16 protein-coding genes are annotated in these 16,780 nt (G+C 67.4%); 5 read left to right on the top strand and 11 right to left on the bottom strand.

All coding sequences use genetic code 11. The annotated features are described in order from the left end of the window. Nucleotides 1–3 precede the first annotated feature (3 nt). The 4 genes from AC13F7_RS17970 to AC13F7_RS17955 all read right to left on the bottom strand — a co-directional run bounded on the left by AC13F7_RS17970 (nt 4) and on the right by AC13F7_RS17955 (nt 2,753). Nucleotides 4–690 carry a flagellar hook assembly protein FlgD gene (locus AC13F7_RS17970; protein ID WP_483002533.1) on the bottom strand — a complete coding sequence of 229 codons (687 nt, stop codon included), beginning with the start codon at nt 688–690 and terminating at the stop codon, nt 4–6. A 26-nt stretch (nt 691–716) separates the two neighbouring features. Next, nucleotides 717–1,124 (bottom strand): flagellar basal body rod protein FlgC, encoded by a 408-nt coding sequence (gene flgC, locus AC13F7_RS17965; protein WP_088435081.1) that lies wholly within the window; start codon nt 1,122–1,124, stop codon nt 717–719. Nucleotides 1,125–1,127: 3 nt separating this feature from the next. Further along, nucleotides 1,128–1,523 carry a flagellar basal body rod protein FlgB gene (flgB, locus tag AC13F7_RS17960; protein ID WP_123729224.1) on the bottom strand — a complete coding sequence of 132 codons (396 nt, stop codon included), beginning with the start codon at nt 1,521–1,523 and terminating at the stop codon, nt 1,128–1,130. 285 nt (nt 1,524–1,808) lie between these two features. Then, nucleotides 1,809–2,753 carry a chemotaxis protein gene (locus AC13F7_RS17955; RefSeq protein ID WP_346470694.1) on the bottom strand — a complete coding sequence of 315 codons (945 nt, stop codon included), beginning with the start codon at nt 2,751–2,753 and terminating at the stop codon, nt 1,809–1,811. 105 nt (nt 2,754–2,858) lie between these two features. Here AC13F7_RS17955 and flgA point away from each other — a divergent pair, with 105 nt between their 5' ends. From flgA to AC13F7_RS17935, 4 genes are all read left to right on the top strand, one after another. After that, a complete protein-coding gene (flgA, locus tag AC13F7_RS17950) occupies nt 2,859–3,506 on the top strand; it encodes a flagellar basal body P-ring formation chaperone FlgA (protein ID WP_481467324.1) in 648 nt (215 codons plus the stop codon). Between the two features lie 109 nt (nt 3,507–3,615). Beyond that, the gene (gene flgM, locus AC13F7_RS17945; RefSeq protein WP_123729226.1) at nt 3,616–3,918 is read left to right on the top strand and encodes a flagellar biosynthesis anti-sigma factor FlgM; all 303 of its coding nucleotides are present in this window, start codon (nt 3,616–3,618) and stop codon (nt 3,916–3,918) included. 2 nt (nt 3,919–3,920) lie between these two features. Further along, nucleotides 3,921–4,253: a flagellar protein FlgN gene (locus tag AC13F7_RS17940; protein ID WP_462092072.1), complete on the top strand. Its 333-nt coding sequence runs from the start codon at nt 3,921–3,923 to the stop codon at nt 4,251–4,253. A 79-nt stretch (nt 4,254–4,332) separates the two neighbouring features. Further along, complete coding sequence (locus AC13F7_RS17935; RefSeq protein WP_481467326.1) at nt 4,333–5,562, top strand: ATP-binding protein; 1,230 nt, start codon at nt 4,333–4,335, stop codon at nt 5,560–5,562. Here AC13F7_RS17935 and AC13F7_RS17930 read toward each other — a convergent pair whose 3' ends face one another. Next, entirely contained in the window at nt 5,563–7,317 is a 1,755-nt protein-coding gene (locus tag AC13F7_RS17930; RefSeq protein WP_483002532.1) for an EAL domain-containing protein, read from the bottom strand. Nucleotides 7,318–7,320: 3 nt separating this feature from the next. Beyond that, nucleotides 7,321–9,426, bottom strand: a complete 2,106-nt coding sequence (locus tag AC13F7_RS17925; protein WP_483002531.1) for a sensor histidine kinase — start codon at nt 9,424–9,426, stop codon at nt 7,321–7,323. A 147-nt stretch (nt 9,427–9,573) separates the two neighbouring features. On the opposite strand from AC13F7_RS17925, the gene AC13F7_RS17920 reads away from it, so the two are divergent. Beyond that, a complete protein-coding gene (locus tag AC13F7_RS17920; protein WP_483002530.1) occupies nt 9,574–12,360 on the top strand; it encodes a bifunctional diguanylate cyclase/phosphodiesterase in 2,787 nt (928 codons plus the stop codon). A 474-nt stretch (nt 12,361–12,834) separates the two neighbouring features. Here AC13F7_RS17920 and AC13F7_RS17915 read toward each other — a convergent pair whose 3' ends face one another. The 5 genes from AC13F7_RS17915 to AC13F7_RS17895 form a co-directional block, all read right to left on the bottom strand. Next, nucleotides 12,835–13,101 carry a hypothetical protein gene (locus tag AC13F7_RS17915; RefSeq protein ID WP_483002529.1) on the bottom strand — a complete coding sequence of 89 codons (267 nt, stop codon included), beginning with the start codon at nt 13,099–13,101 and terminating at the stop codon, nt 12,835–12,837. A gap of 114 nt (nt 13,102–13,215) precedes the next feature. Then, nucleotides 13,216–14,406 (bottom strand): methyl-accepting chemotaxis protein, encoded by a 1,191-nt coding sequence (locus AC13F7_RS17910; protein ID WP_481467336.1) that lies wholly within the window; start codon nt 14,404–14,406, stop codon nt 13,216–13,218. A gap of 164 nt (nt 14,407–14,570) precedes the next feature. Continuing rightward, nucleotides 14,571–15,185, bottom strand: a complete 615-nt coding sequence (gene hflD / locus AC13F7_RS17905; RefSeq protein ID WP_481467337.1) for a high frequency lysogenization protein HflD — start codon at nt 15,183–15,185, stop codon at nt 14,571–14,573. Beyond that, nucleotides 15,182–16,321, bottom strand: coding sequence for a tRNA 2-thiouridine(34) synthase MnmA (gene mnmA, locus AC13F7_RS17900; protein WP_483002528.1), 1,140 nt, complete (start codon nt 16,319–16,321; stop codon nt 15,182–15,184). The genes hflD and mnmA overlap by 4 nt, the downstream gene beginning before the upstream one ends. Next, nucleotides 16,318–16,779, bottom strand: a complete 462-nt coding sequence (locus tag AC13F7_RS17895; RefSeq protein ID WP_483002527.1) for an NUDIX hydrolase — start codon at nt 16,777–16,779, stop codon at nt 16,318–16,320. The genes mnmA and AC13F7_RS17895 overlap by 4 nt, the downstream gene beginning before the upstream one ends. Nucleotide 16,780: the final 1 nt, after the last annotated feature.

The following is a 16,780-nucleotide window of genomic DNA, read 5'->3' as shown; positions in this document are numbered from 1 at the left end:
GGCTCAGCTGATGCGGAGCACGTAGTCGATCGGGGCGGTGCCCAGACCCTTGAGGTTGAGGTAGAGGCCATCCGTGCCGACCGTGACGCTCTCCACCGGGGCCTGCACATAGGTGTTGAGCTTGGTCTTGGCGCCGGCGGTATCGGTATGCGAAGCGGCGATGGTGTAGGTGCCTTCGGCCATGCGGTTGCCGTTGGCATCCTTGCCGTCCCAGTCGAAGGTGACTTCGCCGGACGCCTTGGCTTCCACGCTGATCTGGTTGACCTTCACGCCGTTGGCATCGGTGATGTCCACCGTCACGAAGCCGGCGCCGGGCGCGGCGACCATGCCGGTGACGTCGCCGTCCTTCTCCAGCGCGAGCTTCTCCGAGGGCACCAGCACTTCGTGACCCACCAGGGCCGCGCCGCGCAGGATCTGGTCGCTGGACATCGAATCCTGGAAGCCCTTGACCGTGTTGTTGAGGTCGGTGATGCCCTGGACCTGCGACAGCTGCGCCATCTGCGCGACCATCTGGGTGTTGTCCATCGGCTTGAGCGGATCCTGGTGACGCAGCTGCTCGGTCATCAGGCGCATGAAGTCGGCCTGGTCCAGCGTGCTCTTTTTCTTGCTGGTGTCGCTGTTGGGTGCGTTCAGGCCCAGCGCGGTGTAGATGTCGCTGTTGTTCTGGCCAACGCCATTGGTGGTGCTCATGGGGGTCGATTCCTGGGGAGTGAGGGTCAGCGACCCATGGTCAGCGTGGCCAGCGCCAGTTCCTTGGCGGTGGTCAGCATCTCCACGCCCGCCTGGTAATTGCGCGAGGTCGAAATCAGGTTGACCATCTGCGCGACCGGGTCGACGTCGGGCTGGTAGATGTAGCCATCGGCATCGGCCAGCGGGTGGCCCGGCTCGTAGCGCTGGATCGGCGCGGCGTTGCTCTGGCTGATCTCCTTGACCTGCACCGTGGTGATGTTGGGGTCGGTGCGGCTGGTGACCGACTGGAAGATCGGCTCCAGCGGCTTGTAGACCGCATCGGCCGAACCGGCGACGGTATCGGCGTTGGAGAGGTTGGAGGCGATGGTGCTCATGCGCACGGACTGCGCCTGCAGCGCGGAACCGGCGATATCGAAGATGGGCAGGTTGCTCATGGCTTATTGCCCCGTGATCGCGGTGAGCATGGAGCGCACCTTGGATTCGACGAAGCTCAGCGAAGCGCGGTACTCCAGCGCAGCGCGGCCGTAGGCGGCGCGTTCGGCATCCGGATCGACGGTATTGCCGTCAATGCTCGGCTGCACGCCTTCTTTGGCGATCTGGAACGGGTTCAACCCGCCGCCGATCTCATAATGCTGTTCGTTGGTGGTTTTCATCAGGCCGTTTGCATCCAGGCCCTGGGCATTACGCAACGCGGCATCGAAATCCAGGTCCTGGGCCTTGTAGCCGGGGGTATCGGCGTTGCTCAGGTTGCTGGCGATCAGCTTCATCCGCTGCTCGCGCAACGGCATGGCCTGGGCATGGACACCCAGATAGTTGGAAATCAGATTGGGCATGGCGCACTCCCACGGGACGATGCCAGGGGCAGTGCAAGCGGCGTGCCAGAGGGCAGGGCGCGTCGGTGCCCGGCGGCATGTTCACGCCAGGGAATTCACCACGCCAGGGCAAGGGGCCATACCCCGGGGTAGATCCACGCCATGTGTGGATGAAAGGGCCAAACCCCAAGCTGGATCCACGCCATGGGTGGATGAGCAGGCCATACCCCGGGTGTACATCCACGCGACGCATGGACGCCGTAAACCCAACGGGGAAAGGACGCCGGCGCCAGGGCCGGCCGCCCCTTACGCCGCCATCGCGACCTTCTTCAGGCGGTCCAGCAGGAAGTCCGCCAGCTCATGCGGCGAGTACTTGGCCACGAACGCATTCGCGCCGACCCGCTCGACCATCGCGTTGTTGAACACGCCCGACAGGGAGGTGTGCAGCAGCACGTACAGGCCGGCCAGGCCCGGGTGACGCCGGATTTCCGTCGTCAGGGTGTAGCCGTCCATCGCCGGCATCTCGATATCGGAGATCACCATCGCGTAGCGCTCGGCGGGGTTCTCCCCGGAGGCGTGGATCTGCAGCAGGTGGTCCAGCGCCTGCTTGCCGTCCGAGAGCAGGGTCGCCCCGACCCCCAGCTGGTCCAGCACGCTGCGGATCTGCTGGCGGGCCACGCGGGAGTCGTCCACCACCAGGACCTGCATCGGCGGGGCGTCGGCGGGCAGGGCCATCGAGGGGTCCAGCACGGCTTCACCGCGGACTTCGGCGATGTCGGCCAGCACGCTTTCCACGTCGATCACCTGGATGAGTTCGCCCTGGAAACGGGTGACTGCGGTCAGATAGCTGGACTCGGCGCCCAGTTCCGGCGGCGGATGGATGTCCTCGACGGCAATATTGACGATTCGTTCCACGCCGCTCACCAGGAAGCCCTGGATGGAACGGTTGAACTCGGTCACCACCAGGTAGCCCGGTGCCTTGTCCGCATCGGGTTCACGCTCGGGGTGGCCGATTGCCAGGCCCAGGTCCAGCACCGGCACCGAGCGGCCACGGACATCGGCCACACCGGCGAACTGGCTGGGCAGCCCCGGTACCTGGAACAAGCCAGGGCGCCGCAGGACTTCCTGCACCTTGAAGACATTCACGCCAAAAAGCTGACGTCCACCCAGCCGGAACAGCAGCAGGGCCAGACGATTGTGGCCGGCCAGTCGCGTACGCTGGTCGATGCGGTTGAGCAGGTCATGGGACATGGACTTGGTATCGGCGGCACCGGCGGCGACTTGAGCGCCCCGAGTGCAGTAGTTCGGCATGACCCTTGCATCGAGCTGCGCATGATCCTTGCCCGTGGAGTGCCCATGCGTTCTGTTCTCTTTGCCGTGCTGTTGCTGGCCGCGCCCGCGTGGGCCGCTGGGGGCTGGCAACCCGTGGACAGCATCCGCCAGGCGGCGCTGGCCACGTTGCCGGCCGGCAGCGAAGGCGACACCACGCTGGATTCGGCACTGCGCCTGCCGGCCTGTGGTCAACCGCTGGCCGCCCAGCCTACCGGGACCAGTACGGTGGAGGTCAGCTGCCCCGACGCGGGCGGCTGGCGCCTGTTCGTACCGGTTAAGGTGCGGCGCAACCAGACCGTGCTCATTCTCAATAGAGGTGTGGCGGCTGGAGAAACCCTCTCGGCGGCCGATATCACTACCGGCCAGCGTGATGCGGCACGGATCGCCGGCGCAGCATTGGCCGATCCCGCCGCTGCGGTGGGCCGCGTGGCGCGCAGGACCCTGAGCGCCGGCAGCCTGCTGTCGGCCAACGATCTGGTCGCCCAGCGGCTGGTTCGGCGGGGCGACAGTGTCGCCCTGGTGTCCCGGCGCGGCGGGGTGGAGGTCCGGGTTGCCGGGCGTGCCATGGCCGACGCGGGCGAGAATGAGCGGGTGTCGGTCGAGAACCTCTCTTCGCGCAAGATCGTGCAGGGCACCGTGGCGGCCAGCGGTGACGTTTTAGTGGCGCGCTGACCACATGTGTGAATACGGGCCACTTTCCTCGCGAAACCTGCAATATTCCCCTAAAGATGGCGGCTGATTGGCCGTTATCCCTTGTGAACCGCAATCTCAGGACGAACCCATGAGCCAGAAAATCGACGGCAACCTGCAGGCCACCGCCCATCTGCGCAGTGTTGCGCTCGGCAACAAGCCCAGCGTCAGCACCGATGCCCCGGCGCGCCCGGTGGAGGCTGCCGACAGCCTGCGCCTGACCGGCGAAGCCACCAGCCTGCAGGCCATGCAGCGCGAACTGTCCACGGCCCCGGCCATCGATGCCAACCGTGTCCAGGCCGTGCGTGATTCGCTGCAGAACGGCACCTACAAGATCAATCCCGACGCGATCGCTTCGCGCATGCTTGAGCTGGACCAGCAGCTGCAGGGATGAAGCTGGCGATGAGCGAGCCGCTGCAGCGCCTCAGCGATGCCTTGGACGTCGAACGCCAGGCATTGGTCGAGCATGACGTACAGGCCCTGATCCGCGCGACCGGTGCCAAGCTGGAGGCGTTGCGAGCCCTCGAGGCCGCATTGCCGCTGGGACAGGCTGAGCGCGTGCAGGAGCTGGCCGAGCGCAACCGCGCCAACGGCGTGCTGCTCTCGCGCCGCCGCCGCGAGGTCAACTGGGCACTGCGCCAGCTCGGCCGCAGCGAAGATTCCTCGGCGTACGACGCCAAGGGACAGTCGCACACGCTGCATACCCGGCGGCCGCTCGCGGTCGCCTGAGCGGCGCGATCCGGCGGCCCGAGGCTGCCGACGATGACGTCACCGCGTATATTGAGCGCCTGTTTCCAGCCGCCTCGATGTGACCGTGACCGCAACTTCCTCTCTTGTCACCGCCCCGTTGCCCCCGCATCCGGTTCTGCTCGCCCTGTTCGAGCGGATCAAGGAAGGGGTTCTGCTGTTTCGTGAGGACGGCAGCGTCGCGCTGGCCAACACCGCGGTCAGTGAGATTCTCGGCCAGGCCGAACGCGATGCCGAACTGACACCCGCGCAATGGCTGCGCCAGCTGCTGCCGCCCGATGCGCTGGAGCAGGCAAGCCTCCACGGCCACTGGAATGGCAGCCTGCCGGTCGGCGAGCGCATGGTCATCGCCCACGTGTACCACCATGACGATGGCGGCCAGCGGCACTATCTGGCGCTGTTCCGCCGCATCGAAGGCCAGGAGGACTACGAGCGCGAGCTGCAGCAGCGGCACGCCGAGCTGCGGCAGGCCTACCTGCGCCTCAACGGCACCCAGGAAAAGCTGCTGCAGTCCGAGAAGATGGCCTCCATCGGCCAGCTGGCGGCCGGCGTGGCGCACGAAATCAACAACCCGATCGGTTATGTGCACTCCAACCTGGGCAGCCTGCAGGAATACCTGCGCAGCCTGTTCACCGTGATCGAAGCTTATGAGCGTGCGCTGCGCGCGCCCGACCCCAAGGCGCTGATCCCGGAGATCGACGATATCCGCCAACGCTTCGACATCGATTTCATCAGCCGCGATCTTCCGCAGCTGATGGCTGAGTCGCGCGAGGGCATCGAGCGGGTGACGCGCATCGTGCGCGACCTGAAGGACTTCTCGTACTCGGGCCGCGATGAGTCGTGGAAGCTGGTCGATCTGCACGCCGGTCTGGAATCGACGATCAACATCATCTGGAACGAGCTCAAGTACAAGGTGACCCTGCACCGGGAGTTCGGCCAGCTGCCGCTGGTGGAATGCCTGCCGTCGGAGTTGAATCAGGTGTACATGAACCTGCTGCTCAACGCCGGCCATGCCATCGCAGATCGCGGCACGATCAACGTGCGCACCGGCGTGGACGGCGACACGGTCTGGGTGGAGTTCGAGGATACCGGCGGCGGCATCTCGCCGGAGCTGCGCCAGCGCATCTTCGATCCGTTCTTCACCACCAAGCCGGTGGGCAGCGGCACCGGCCTGGGCCTGTCGATCTCCTACAGCATCATCAACAAGCACCACGGCCGCATCGATCTGGACAGCACCCCGGGCGTGGGGTCGAAGTTCCGCGTGGTGCTGCCGATCAAGCAGCCACGCTGATCACTCGTCTGCCGGGGCGGCGGCCACCATCGGCGAGGTATTCGCCCGGCGCTGTTCCTCGTGCGTGCGGAACGCCTGGTGGATGTGCTTGCGCAGCTCGTCGTCGTTCCACGGCTTGGTCAGGAACCGGTAGATCGCGCCGCGATTGATCGCGTCGGTGACTGTGTTGAGGTCCGTGTAGCCGGACAGCACCAGCCGGATCGTGTCCGGATAGAGCATCTTCACCCGGCCCAGGAACTCGGTGCCGCTCATGTCGCTCATGCGCTGATCGGACAGGATCACCTGCACGTCGTTGATGGCCAGCAGATCGAACGCGTCACGCACGTTGCCGGCCGCCAGGATGCGGTAGCCATCGCGGCGGAACAGACGCACCAGCGAGCGCAGCACGTTCTCCTCGTCGTCCAGCAGCAGCAGCGTGCGGTCCGGGCGGGTCTCGGCGAAGGCCTCCGGGCGCAGGTAGCGGCGGCGCAGGGTCATGCCGGCGGCATCGGCCGACATCGGCTCACCGAACAGATACCCCTGGAACACATCGCAGTCGTTGCGGCGCAGGAAGCCCAGCTGTGCCTGCGATTCCACCCCGTTGGCGATCACCGTCATGCCCAGCTGGTGGCCCATGGCGATGATCGCGCGCGCGATGGCGGCCTCGCGGTTGCCGGCCGGTGCGCTCTTGATGAAGCTGCGGTCGATCTTCAGCTTGTCCACCGGGTAGCGGACCAGCGCGCTGAGGCTGGAATCACCGGTGCCGAAGTTGTCCAGGCTCAGGCTGATGCCTTCGTTGCGCAGGTTGACCAGCGTCTCGTGGACGAAGTTGACGTTGTTGGTCAGCGCGCTTTCGTTGATCTCCAGCGTGAGCATGTGCGCCGGCACGCCAGCGGCCTGCATCAGCGACATCACCTCGGCAAAGAAGTTCGGGCGCAGCAGCTGCAGGGTGGAGACATTGACGGCGATGGTGAAATCATCGAAGCCCTGATCGCGCCACAGCTTGGCCTGCTTGAGCGCGCCCTCCAGCACCCAGGTGCCGATCTGCACGATGATGCCCAGCCGCTCGGCCGTGCGCATGAAGCGCTCGGGCACCAGCATGCCCAGCGTGGGGGACTGCCAGCGCAGCAGCGCCTCCATGCCGACCACGTGGCCATCGCGGGCGCTTACCAGCGGCTGGTAACGCAGTTTGAGCTCGCCATTGGGGATGGCGTCGACGATCTGGCGCGCGATGATGCTCTCGCTGTGCGCGCTGGACGGCGTATCCACCGCATGGATGCGCACCGCATTGCCGCCTTCGCGGGCGGCCTGGTAGAGGGCATCTTCGGCGTGGTCGAGCAGGCGCGAGACGCCGGTGGCGTGTTCCGGGCACAGGCTCACGCCCAGCTTGCCGGTCATGAACAAGGTGTACGGCAGCACCGACAGCGGCAGCTCCAGCTGCTGGCGGATTTCCTCGGCCAGGTCTTCGGGCAGCGGCATGTCCGCGGTGCGCGGCACGGCCAGCAGGAACTCATCGCTGCCGTGGCGCCACAGCTTGCCGCGGCCACGCAGATGGTGCTGCAGGCGCTGGGCGACCAGCACCAGGGCCTGATCGCCCACCTCCGCGCTCATGTTCTCGTTGACCGAGGCGAAGTGGTCGATGTCCACGTGCATCAGCATCAGCGGCGTGCCGCCGGAGGCAGCCTCGGTCACCATGGTCTGCAGCTCGGGGTTGCCCGCGCCCAGGCGGGGCGGTGCGTCCTCGATGCTGACCAGGGGCAGGGAAGGGTTCCACATGGGTCAGTGTTCCAGAGCGTCGTGAGCCGTCGCGCCCGAAGCGCGGTAGGGCAGGTAAAGGTCGATAAGGGTACCGGCGCCGTGCGCCGATTCAATGCGCAATGTGCCACCCACGCTCTGCGCGCGCTCGCGCATCACGATCAGGCCCAGCCCGCGTGGCCCATCGGGGTCGAAGCCTTCGCCATCATCGCGGACCTGCAGGTGCAGGCCGTGGTCGTCCACATCGCGCAGGTGCAGGTTCACCTGGCTGGCGCGCGCATGGCGCAGCACGTTGGTCAGGCTTTCCTGTGCAATGCGGAAACAGGCCTGCTCGATATCGCCCGCCGGCCGCCGTGGCAGGGACTGGATGTCCGGCAGCAGTTCGATCGCCGCCGAGCGGAACAGCACCCCGGCCTGCCAGCGCAGCGCCGCTTCCAGGCCCAGCGCATCGAGCTGCGGCGGGCGCAGCAGGGTGGAGATGTCGCGCAGCTTGCCGACGGTGGCATCGGCCAACTGGATGATCTGGGCCAGGTCCTCGTCACGGCGCGCGGCATCCTGCTCGTCCTGCGCCGCGTAGGCCGACAACTTCATCGCGGTGATGGCCTGGCCGATGTCGTCGTGCAGGTCGCGCGAGATCGCCCGGCGTTCGTCTTCCTGCAGCGAGAACAGGCGGCCGGCCATGGCCTGCAGTTCGCGGTTGCTGGTTTCCAGTGCCTCGCGGATACGCTCCGGTTCGCTGAGGTCGCGCACGATCAGCAGCTTGCAGTTGCGCCCACCGTAGCGCACGTCACCCACCGCCAGGCCGGCCTGGAAGCGCTGGCCGTTGAGCCGGCGCATGCCGATCACCTCGCCGGCCCCCACGCCCTGCAGTGGAATCTGCGCAAACAGCTGGCTGCGGACCCGCGCCAGATCTTCCGGCGCGACCAGGGCGGCCAGCGGCTCACCCAGCAGGGTGTGCTGGCCGTAGCCGAACTGCGCCGCTGCGCAGGCATTGGCGTACAGCACATGTTCTTCGGAGAGGATCACCACGCCGTCAGGCAGCACCCGCACCAGCTCGCGGAACTGCTCCTCACGTTCGCGCAGCAGGCGCCGCGACTGCTCGCGCTCGGTGACGTCCTGAAGGGTGCCGAGCACGCGCGGCCGACCAGCATCGTCCTGGCCGCTCTCGGCGCGCAGGTGCACCATCAGTGACCGTCCATCCATGGCCAGCAGCGGCAGCAGGACATCGATCTGCACCGGCTCGCCGGAGCTCATGTCCTGCAGCAGCTGCTCGCTGAGCGCGGCGGTGGCCGGGTCGGCCGGCACCAGCAGCTCCTCGAAGCGATGCCAGCGCCGGGCCTCGGGCGGGCGCCGGCCGAGCAGGCGGTACACCTGGTTGGCGTAGCGGCCCAGGCCGGTGGCCGGGTCGATCTCCCACGCGCCGATACGCGCCATTTCATGCGCTTCCTCCACCCGTGCCAGCGCCTGGTCGCGACGCAGCAGGGCCTGGTCTTCGCGGGTTCGGTCGATCGCGATCAGCAGGCGTGCACGGCGACCGCCATAGCTGATCAGATTGCTGCGCATCTCCATGCGCCGGGTGCTGCCATCGCTCAGGCACAGATCGGCGGTGATCACGCACAGCTGTTCGGGGTTGTCGCGGATCTGCGCCAGCTTGGCTTCCAGCGCCGGAACATCGCCCGGTGGCCACAGGGCATTGATCGACATCGCGGTGAACGCATCGCGGCTGAAGCCGAAGAAGCTGGCCGCGGCCGGGTTGACGTCCAGGATGGCCAGCGAGTCCAGGTCATAGACCAGGATCGGCCCGGGATTGCCCTCGAACATCTGGCGATGCCGGGTCTCCGAGCACTCCAGCCGGGCATGGGTGCTCAATACATGCTGGGCCAGCGGGCGCAGCAGCAGGTAGATCAGGGCGGCACTGGAGAGTACGAAGAAGGTGCCCTTGATGGTCTGCCATTGCGCCGCGGTCTGCATATCGCCGGCGACCACCTTGACGGCCGCATCGCTGCACAGGATCCAGACCAGCGCCAGCACCAGGTAGGCCACCACCACGCGCCACCGGTCGCGGCGCAGGTCACGGGCCAGCAAGGTCGCGGTGGCGGGGGCGAGGGGGCCTGGCAGGTCGGTGGGCATGGGGCAGGGCGGGCCGATCGGGAAAGGCGAGCGTCATCTTACCTGTCCGGGAAGCGCATGCAGGTGGCCGGAACGCTCAATAATCCGCAAAACCCGCCGCTAACGATTGCGTTCCCGGCTGTCGGGTGCGTTATCGGAGTTACAGGCGTGGACCAAGGGATTATCGCGAGTCTGCTGCAGCACCCGCTGGCTTCGGCGCTGGTCATCCTCGACCGTGCCGGGCGTCCGCTCGCGGCCAACCCGGCCGCGCGTGAACACGGCCTGCCGGCGACGATCGCCGCGTATGGCGAGATGTTGGAGGACCTGCGCCTGCTTGCCGCCGATGGCGGCCTGATTCCCTGCCAGCTGCCGGGCGGCCCGGCCGGTCGCTTCGACGGCTGGATGCGCGCGGTGCACGATCCGGACGGCCACCTGTTGGCCTTCACCGTGAGCGTGCCCGAGCCGGTCGCCAGCGTTGCCGGCAGCCGCTGGGAAGTGGCGCTGGATCACGCTGGGCATGGCCTGTGGGACTGGGATCTGCCAAGTGACAGCGTGCGCCGCTCGCGCCGCTGGGATGGTCAGCCGATCGAGGAGTCCGATGCCCATGCAGACGGCGTCAGCGCGCTGCTGGAGCATGTCCACCCCGACGATCAGCCGAGCGTACGCGCCGCACTAGATGCGCACCTGCGCGGGAACAGCGCCGCCTACACTGCCCAGTTCCGCGCCCGCCACCCCGATGGCGAGTGGCGCTGGGTGCTGGACCGCGGCCGCGTCGTCTCCCGGACCGCCGATGGCCAGCCGCTGCGCATGGTGGGTACCCATACCGACATCCAGGCCCAGAAACAGATGGAAGCCCAGCTGCGCGAGCAGCAGGTGCACCTGCGCGAAGCCCAGCGCATCGCCAGCATGGGCAGTTGGTCGTGGGATCCGGAGGCGCGCCAGTTCTGGTGGTCGCCGGAGTTCCGGGCACTGCTTCAGACCGGCGACGACCCCATGTACGGCCGGCGCCACTGGCTGCGTCAGCTGGAACCGCAATCACGCGGCCGGCTGCGTCGCGCCTGGCGCCGGATGTGGCGCGATGGCGAGGCGGCCACGCTGGAGCTGGAACTGACCCGCAGCACCGGCAACGCGCTTTACCTGCGCGTGTGGATGCAGCCGCTGGTCGGGCCGGAAGGGCGCATCCAGCGCCTGCTGGGCCAGGTCCAGAACATCACTGAGCAGCACCAGACCGACGCATTGATCCGCTGGCGCACCGAACTGCTCAACCGCGTCTCGGCGCTGGGCCGCATCGGCGGCTGTGAGATCGAGGTGAGCACCCGCCACATGCAGTGGACCGAGGAGTGCTACCGCATCCACGGGCTGCGCAAGGAGCCGATCACGCTGGACCAGGCGCTGAGCCTGTACACCCAGGACTCGCGCGACGCCTTCGAGGCGGCATTGCTGCGTATCGCCGACGGCGGTCTGCCCGAACAGCTTGACCTGTGTTTCTACCGGCAGTCCGGCCTGCGCATCTGGGTGCAGGTGCTGATCGAGCTGGATCACCGCGACGGCCTGCCGACGCGGTTCGTCGTGCTGTTCCGTGACATCACCCGCGAGCGTGAGGCCAACGAGCGCATCGAGCTGCTGGCCCACTACGATCTGCTGACTGGCCTGCCAAACCGCATGCTGCTGCGCGAGCAGACCGCCGATGCGATCGAGTTGGCACGTGATCGTGGCAGTCCGTTGGCGATGCTGTTCATCGACCTGGATGGCTTCAAGACCATCAACGATACCTTCGGCCACGCCACCGGCGATGCGCTGCTCAAGGCCGCTGCCTCGCGCCTGCACCAGAGCCTGCGCAACAACGACCTGTTCGGCCGCTTCAGTGGCGATGAGTTCATTGTCGTGCTGCGTGACCTGGCCGCGCCGGAAGATGCTGGCCACGTGGCGCGCAAGTTGATTGCCTCGCTGGCCGAACCGCTGCAGCGTGGCGAAAGCACCCTGAAGGTCGGCGCCAGCGTCGGCATCGCGATGCTGGACGACAGCCGACAGGATTTCGAGTCGCTGCTGCGCGCTGCCGACGCGGCGATGTATGCCGCCAAGGAAGCGGGGCGCAACACTTACCAGTACTACAGCCAGGACGCGCTGGCCAAGATCCAGCGCAAGCTGGAGATCGAACACGCCCTGCTGGGCGCGATCGAGCGCGAAGAGTTCACCCTGGCCTACCAGCCGCTGCTGCACGCCGAGAACGACCAGCCACCGGCCATCGAGGCGCTGCTGCGCTGGCATCGGCCCGGGATCGGCTACTGCAGCCCGGCCGAGTTCATCCCGATCGCCGAGAAGTGCGGCGAGATCGTGCGCATCGGCGACTGGGTACTGACCGAGGCCTGCCGCCAGGCGGCGGCGTGGGACGCGGCCGGGCTGGAGTTCGATCGCGTCGCCGTGAACGTCTCGGCCGTGCAGCTGCGTGACCGCGGCTTTGCCGAGCGCGTGATCGACATCTGCCACGCGCACGGCTGGCCGCCGCAGCGGCTGGAGCTGGAATTGACCGAGTCCGCGCTGATCCGTGACACCGACGTGCTGCGCCATTGCTTCGATGTGCTGGAGCGCCATGGCGTCCCGCTCGCGGTGGACGACTTCGGCACCGGCTTCTCGAACCTGCATTACCTCAACCGGTTCCCGGTCGGGCGCCTGAAGATCGACCGCAGTTTCGTCCAAGGCATGCTGCACGACGCGGGCACCGCGGAAGTCACCCAGGCGATCGTGCACCTGGGGCATGCCCTGGGCATGAAGGTGGTGGCCGAGGGCGTGGAAACCGCGCAGGAAGAGGCCATGCTGCGTCGCCAGGGCTGCGACGAGATCCAGGGTTACCTGTACTCGCGTCCGCTGGCCCCGCGCGACCTGGCGTTATGGTTGAAGCTGGGCACACAGACGCCCTCGCGTGAGAGTTACGCGGAAGTGACGCAGAGCGTCTAAGCGGATTCCGGCGCAACGTTCAGCGGGCATGGAAGCGGCGTCGAGCCGTCCTTTCGTCTCAGCGTACCCCCTCATCGGATCCGCGCCCGAATCTCCTTCGTGAGGTTTGCCGCCCTTGGAGAAGTGGCGGCGTTCCGCAGTGCGGATCCAGACCCTTCGCGGGAATGCCAGTCGGTAGTCACGCAAGGGCAGGCGGACCGTCGCGGCGGACCCAGAACAAAGCTCCGGGTTGCGACCATCCAGCCTGCGCGAAGACGGGCGGGTAGCCGATCCATTGGTCCACAGGGCCGATCCTGCCCTGCATCTCCAGGTCATCCAAGAGCAGAATGATGGTGCGCGGCGTCAACGGATGCGCGCACACGCGCTCCATGAGGTGCATACGCGGGTTACGTCCTGGATTCCGTCGATCCTGCGGAGAGTTTCATCCGGCGATTCGAGCGGGGCCACCGCCATGACGTTGTCCAGGTGCCGGGCTCAGCGCGCAGCAGCACCCAGGTCGTCACCGCTAAGGCCCAGGTCCCACGCCAGGCCGGCGAGGGCGGGATCGATGGGCGTGGTGCCCGGATCGATGGGTTGGCTGGCCAGTTTCGCCAGCTCCTGCTGTGCCAGCCGTTCCAGATGCGCGATCAGGGCGCGGCCGAGCAGGGGAGCGTGTTCGTTGACGGCGGCCCGTAGGTCGCCGTCGGCGATCTGTATCACCGGCTCCAGGTCGGTGGGTACTGGGGATGCAACGGACAGCATGGACGCATTCAACATCGGTCGATCATCTGCAGCCAAGGCGGGTAGTGCAAGCACAACGGCCCCGGGATGAACCGGGGCCGCAGTGTGTGCCGGGAGAGGCACGATAGCTCGGGATCAGAACAGTTCGACCGCGCCGGCGGCCATGCTCTGCTGGGCGACAGCCTTGTGCGGCGGACGCTCCCATTCGCTGCGCATGTCGCGCAGGCGGTTGCCGGTGCGCTGCAGGGCAGTGACGATCTCTTCGTCGACCACGCCGCCATTGCGCTGCAGCAGTTCCTGCAGGGCCACCGCTTCGCGGTTGATGGCGGTCAGGCGGTCCAGGTGGGTATGCACGCCGCCCAGGGCCTGGGTGGCAATGTCCTCGAACTGCAGGGCGCGGACCGCTTCAGCCACGCTGCTGTCGATCGCCCGGCCGCACTCGGAAATCTCGCGCATGCCGTCGCCCAGCGAGGCATTGATCTGGGCCACGTTGTCCAGCATCGCCGCCGCTTCCTGGCGCGCTTCGCGGGACCGGTCCATATCGCGGGAGGCCATGTGCGAGACCGTCTCGCGAACCTTGGCGATGGCGTCCTTGGAGCTGTGGGCCAGCTTGCGGATCTGCTCGTTGAAGGTGGTCGAGCGCTCGGACAGGTTGCGGACTTCGTCGGCGACCACCGCGAACCCGCGACCGGCTTCACCGGCACGCGCAGCTTCGATGGCGGCGTTCAACGCCAGCAGGTTGGTCTGGTCGGCAATCGACTTGACGTCTTCCAGCAGCGCGAAGATGCCATCCAGGTGCTGCGCCATCTGGTCGATGTGCTGCACGGTGTTGCTGCTCTGGCCGCTGACCTGTTCCAGCGCTTCCACCAGCTGTTCCATGCGGTGGCTGGCGTGCTGGGCGAAGCGGGCCACATCGACCCCGGCGCCACCGTCTTCACCGGCGCGATCAACGATGCGGGCCAGGGCCTGGCTCTGCTGGCGGGACTTGCGGTTCATGGCATCGAAGCTGCCACCCAGGCCGCTGACGGCGTGGCGGATCAGGTCACGGGCGCGTTCGACTTCGCCGCGGGAACCTTCGATTTCGTTGCCGACGAACGAGCGCAGCTCGCTCAGCAACTGGTCCTGCTCACGCAGGATGCGGGCCTGCTCGGGCGACCGCTGGTTCTGGGCGCGAGCCGTCCACCAGGCGAAGCCCAGCCAGCTGAGCGTCATCGTGGTCAGGATCGCCCAGCGAAGGGCGGCTGGCCACTCGAAGCCGATGGCAACGGGGAGCAGAAGGGTCAGGACCAGGGGGGCGGCCAAGCGGATGAAGAGGCGTGAGTACATGGACGTTCTCGGGGAGGTGCACGGATGCTGTATCGGCCGTACCCCGGTTTGCTTTAGCCATCCGCGTAATTTTCATGCATCACGGCGGCGGGCTCGCGACCCTGCATACGCCCCGGTGCCGGCCCCCGCAAGGGCCCGGCGACCGGGTGTTACCGCGATTTACCTCAGCGCAACTGGCGCGCGACCGCTTCCAGCATCGTCTTGCGCGAGAACAGGAAGTCCCAGTACTGGCCGCCGGTCTGGCGCCACAGCACGGCCGAGCGGACCGCGGCCAAGAGCAGGGCGCGGATCTCGGCGACCACCCCGGCCTGGCCGAGGTAATGCGGGTTGCCCTGGACCATCACGCGGGGTTTGAGATTGCTGATGGTGTCGGCGTACAGCCCCCCCAGCGCGGCCAGCACGTCCGGGTGGGCGCTGTCGCCCAGCTCGGTGGCCTGGGCCTGGGCGCGCTCGATCCCGGTGCTGACCTTGGCCACGATCTCGTGCTCGCGCACGAAGCGCCGCTCCAGCTGCAGGACCGACAGCGCCAGCCGCGGCAGGTGCTCGTCCTGGCCCTGGCTGCTCAGGTAGTTGTGCAGCAGGCGCAGCCCGGGGGCGACATTGCTGGCGCTGCCGTAGATCTCCTGCGGGGTGGCAGCGTCAATGCGGAACACGCTGTCCACCGCGGTACGCACCACGGCGGCTTCGGAGTGGCCGGTTTCGGCGATACGGCGCACCTGCTGCAGGGCCTGGGCGATGCCGGCCAGAGCAAGAACACGGTCGTCGACGGAAAAACTCATGCAGCAGATACCTCGAAAGGAGAAGGGGTGGCGCGCAGGCGCTGTTCCAGAGGGGCGTCGGTGGCTGCGATGACGGCGCCACCCAGGCAGACCTCATCGTCATACAACACCAGCGATTGACCCGGGGTGACGGCTCGCTGCGGCCGGGCGAAGCGCACCGCCAGGGTGCCATCGTCGTGCACGGTGACGGTGCACGGCTCGTCGGGCTGGCGGTAACGGGTCTGGGCGGTGCAGTCGAACTGGCGCGCAGGCGGCGCGCCGGCGATCCAGTGGGCGCGTTCGGAGTGCAGCCGGGTCGACTGCAGCCACGGGCTCTCGCGGTCCTGGTCAACGTACAGCACGTTGCTGGCCACATCCTTGCCCACCACGTACCACGGCGCCGCCGGCCGGCCGCGCACGCCGCCGATGTTCAATCCCTCGCGCTGGCCCAATGTGAAATAGAACACGCCCGGATGTTCGGCGATCAGGGCACCATCAGGATCGCGTATCTCGCCACGTTTCGCCGGCAGGTAACGGCCGAGGAACTCGCGGAAGTCGCGTTCGCCAATGAAGCAGATGCCGGTGGAATCCTTCTTGGCATGGGTCGGCAGGCGCGCATCCCGGGCGATCCGGCGCAGATCGTTTTTCTGCAGGTCGCCGATCGGGAACAGGGTCGCCGCCAGCTGCTCCTGGCCCAGCTGGTGCAGGAAGTAGCTCTGATCCTTGCTTCGGTCGGCACCGCGCAGCAGGGCCCAGCGCCTGCCGACCTGTGCGATGCGGGCGTAATGCCCGGTCGCGATGCGCTCGGCGCCGAGCTCACGCGCGGCGTCGAGAAAATGCTTGAACTTCACTTCGCGATTGCACAGCACGTCCGGATTGGGCGTGCGCCCGGCGGCGTACTCGGCCAGGAAGTGTTCGAACACGCCCTGCCAGTACTCGCTGGAGAAATCGCGGAAGTGGAATGGAATGCCCAGCAGGCCGCAGACCGCCACGGCGTCGCGGCGGTCGTCCTCGGCACGGCAGTCGCCGCTGCCGTCATCGGCCCAGTTCTGCATGAACAGGCCGGCGACCGGCTCGCCCTGCTGCACCAGCCGCCAGGCGGCCACCGAGGAGTCGACCCCCCCGGAGACGCCCACCATCACGCGCGGCGCGCTCATCGGGCCTCCCGGATGATTGACAGCGGGTGGCGCTGGCCGGCCAGATAGTCGGCCACCACCTCCCACACCAGCGGGCTGCGCAGGCGGGCGGGATCGGCCTTCAGTTCGGCCGGCGTCAGCCACAGGGCGCGCAGGATCCCGTCGTCCAGTGGACGGTTGGGATCGTGCGACAGCGGCTCGGCCGCATAGGCAAAGCGCAGGAACGGCGTGCCATCCGGGGCGGTCCACTGGTAAGTGCCGATGAAGGCGCTCAAGCGCACCGTCCAGCCGGTTTCTTCCAGGGTTTCACGGCATGCGGCCTCGGACAGGGTTTCGCCCGGCTCCAGATGCCCGGCCGGCTGGTTCAGCACCTGCCGGCCGTCGATGGCTTCCTCGACCAGCAACACGCACCCATCGCGGACCACAACCGTGGCCACGGTGACATGGGGCGCCCAGCGCGGTTCCTGCACGTCATTCACC

This window comes from Stenotrophomonas sp. K-6, from assembly GCF_056861555.1.
Note: the sequence above shows the minus strand (reverse complement) of the source record. Positions and strands in the feature narration are given on the sequence as shown.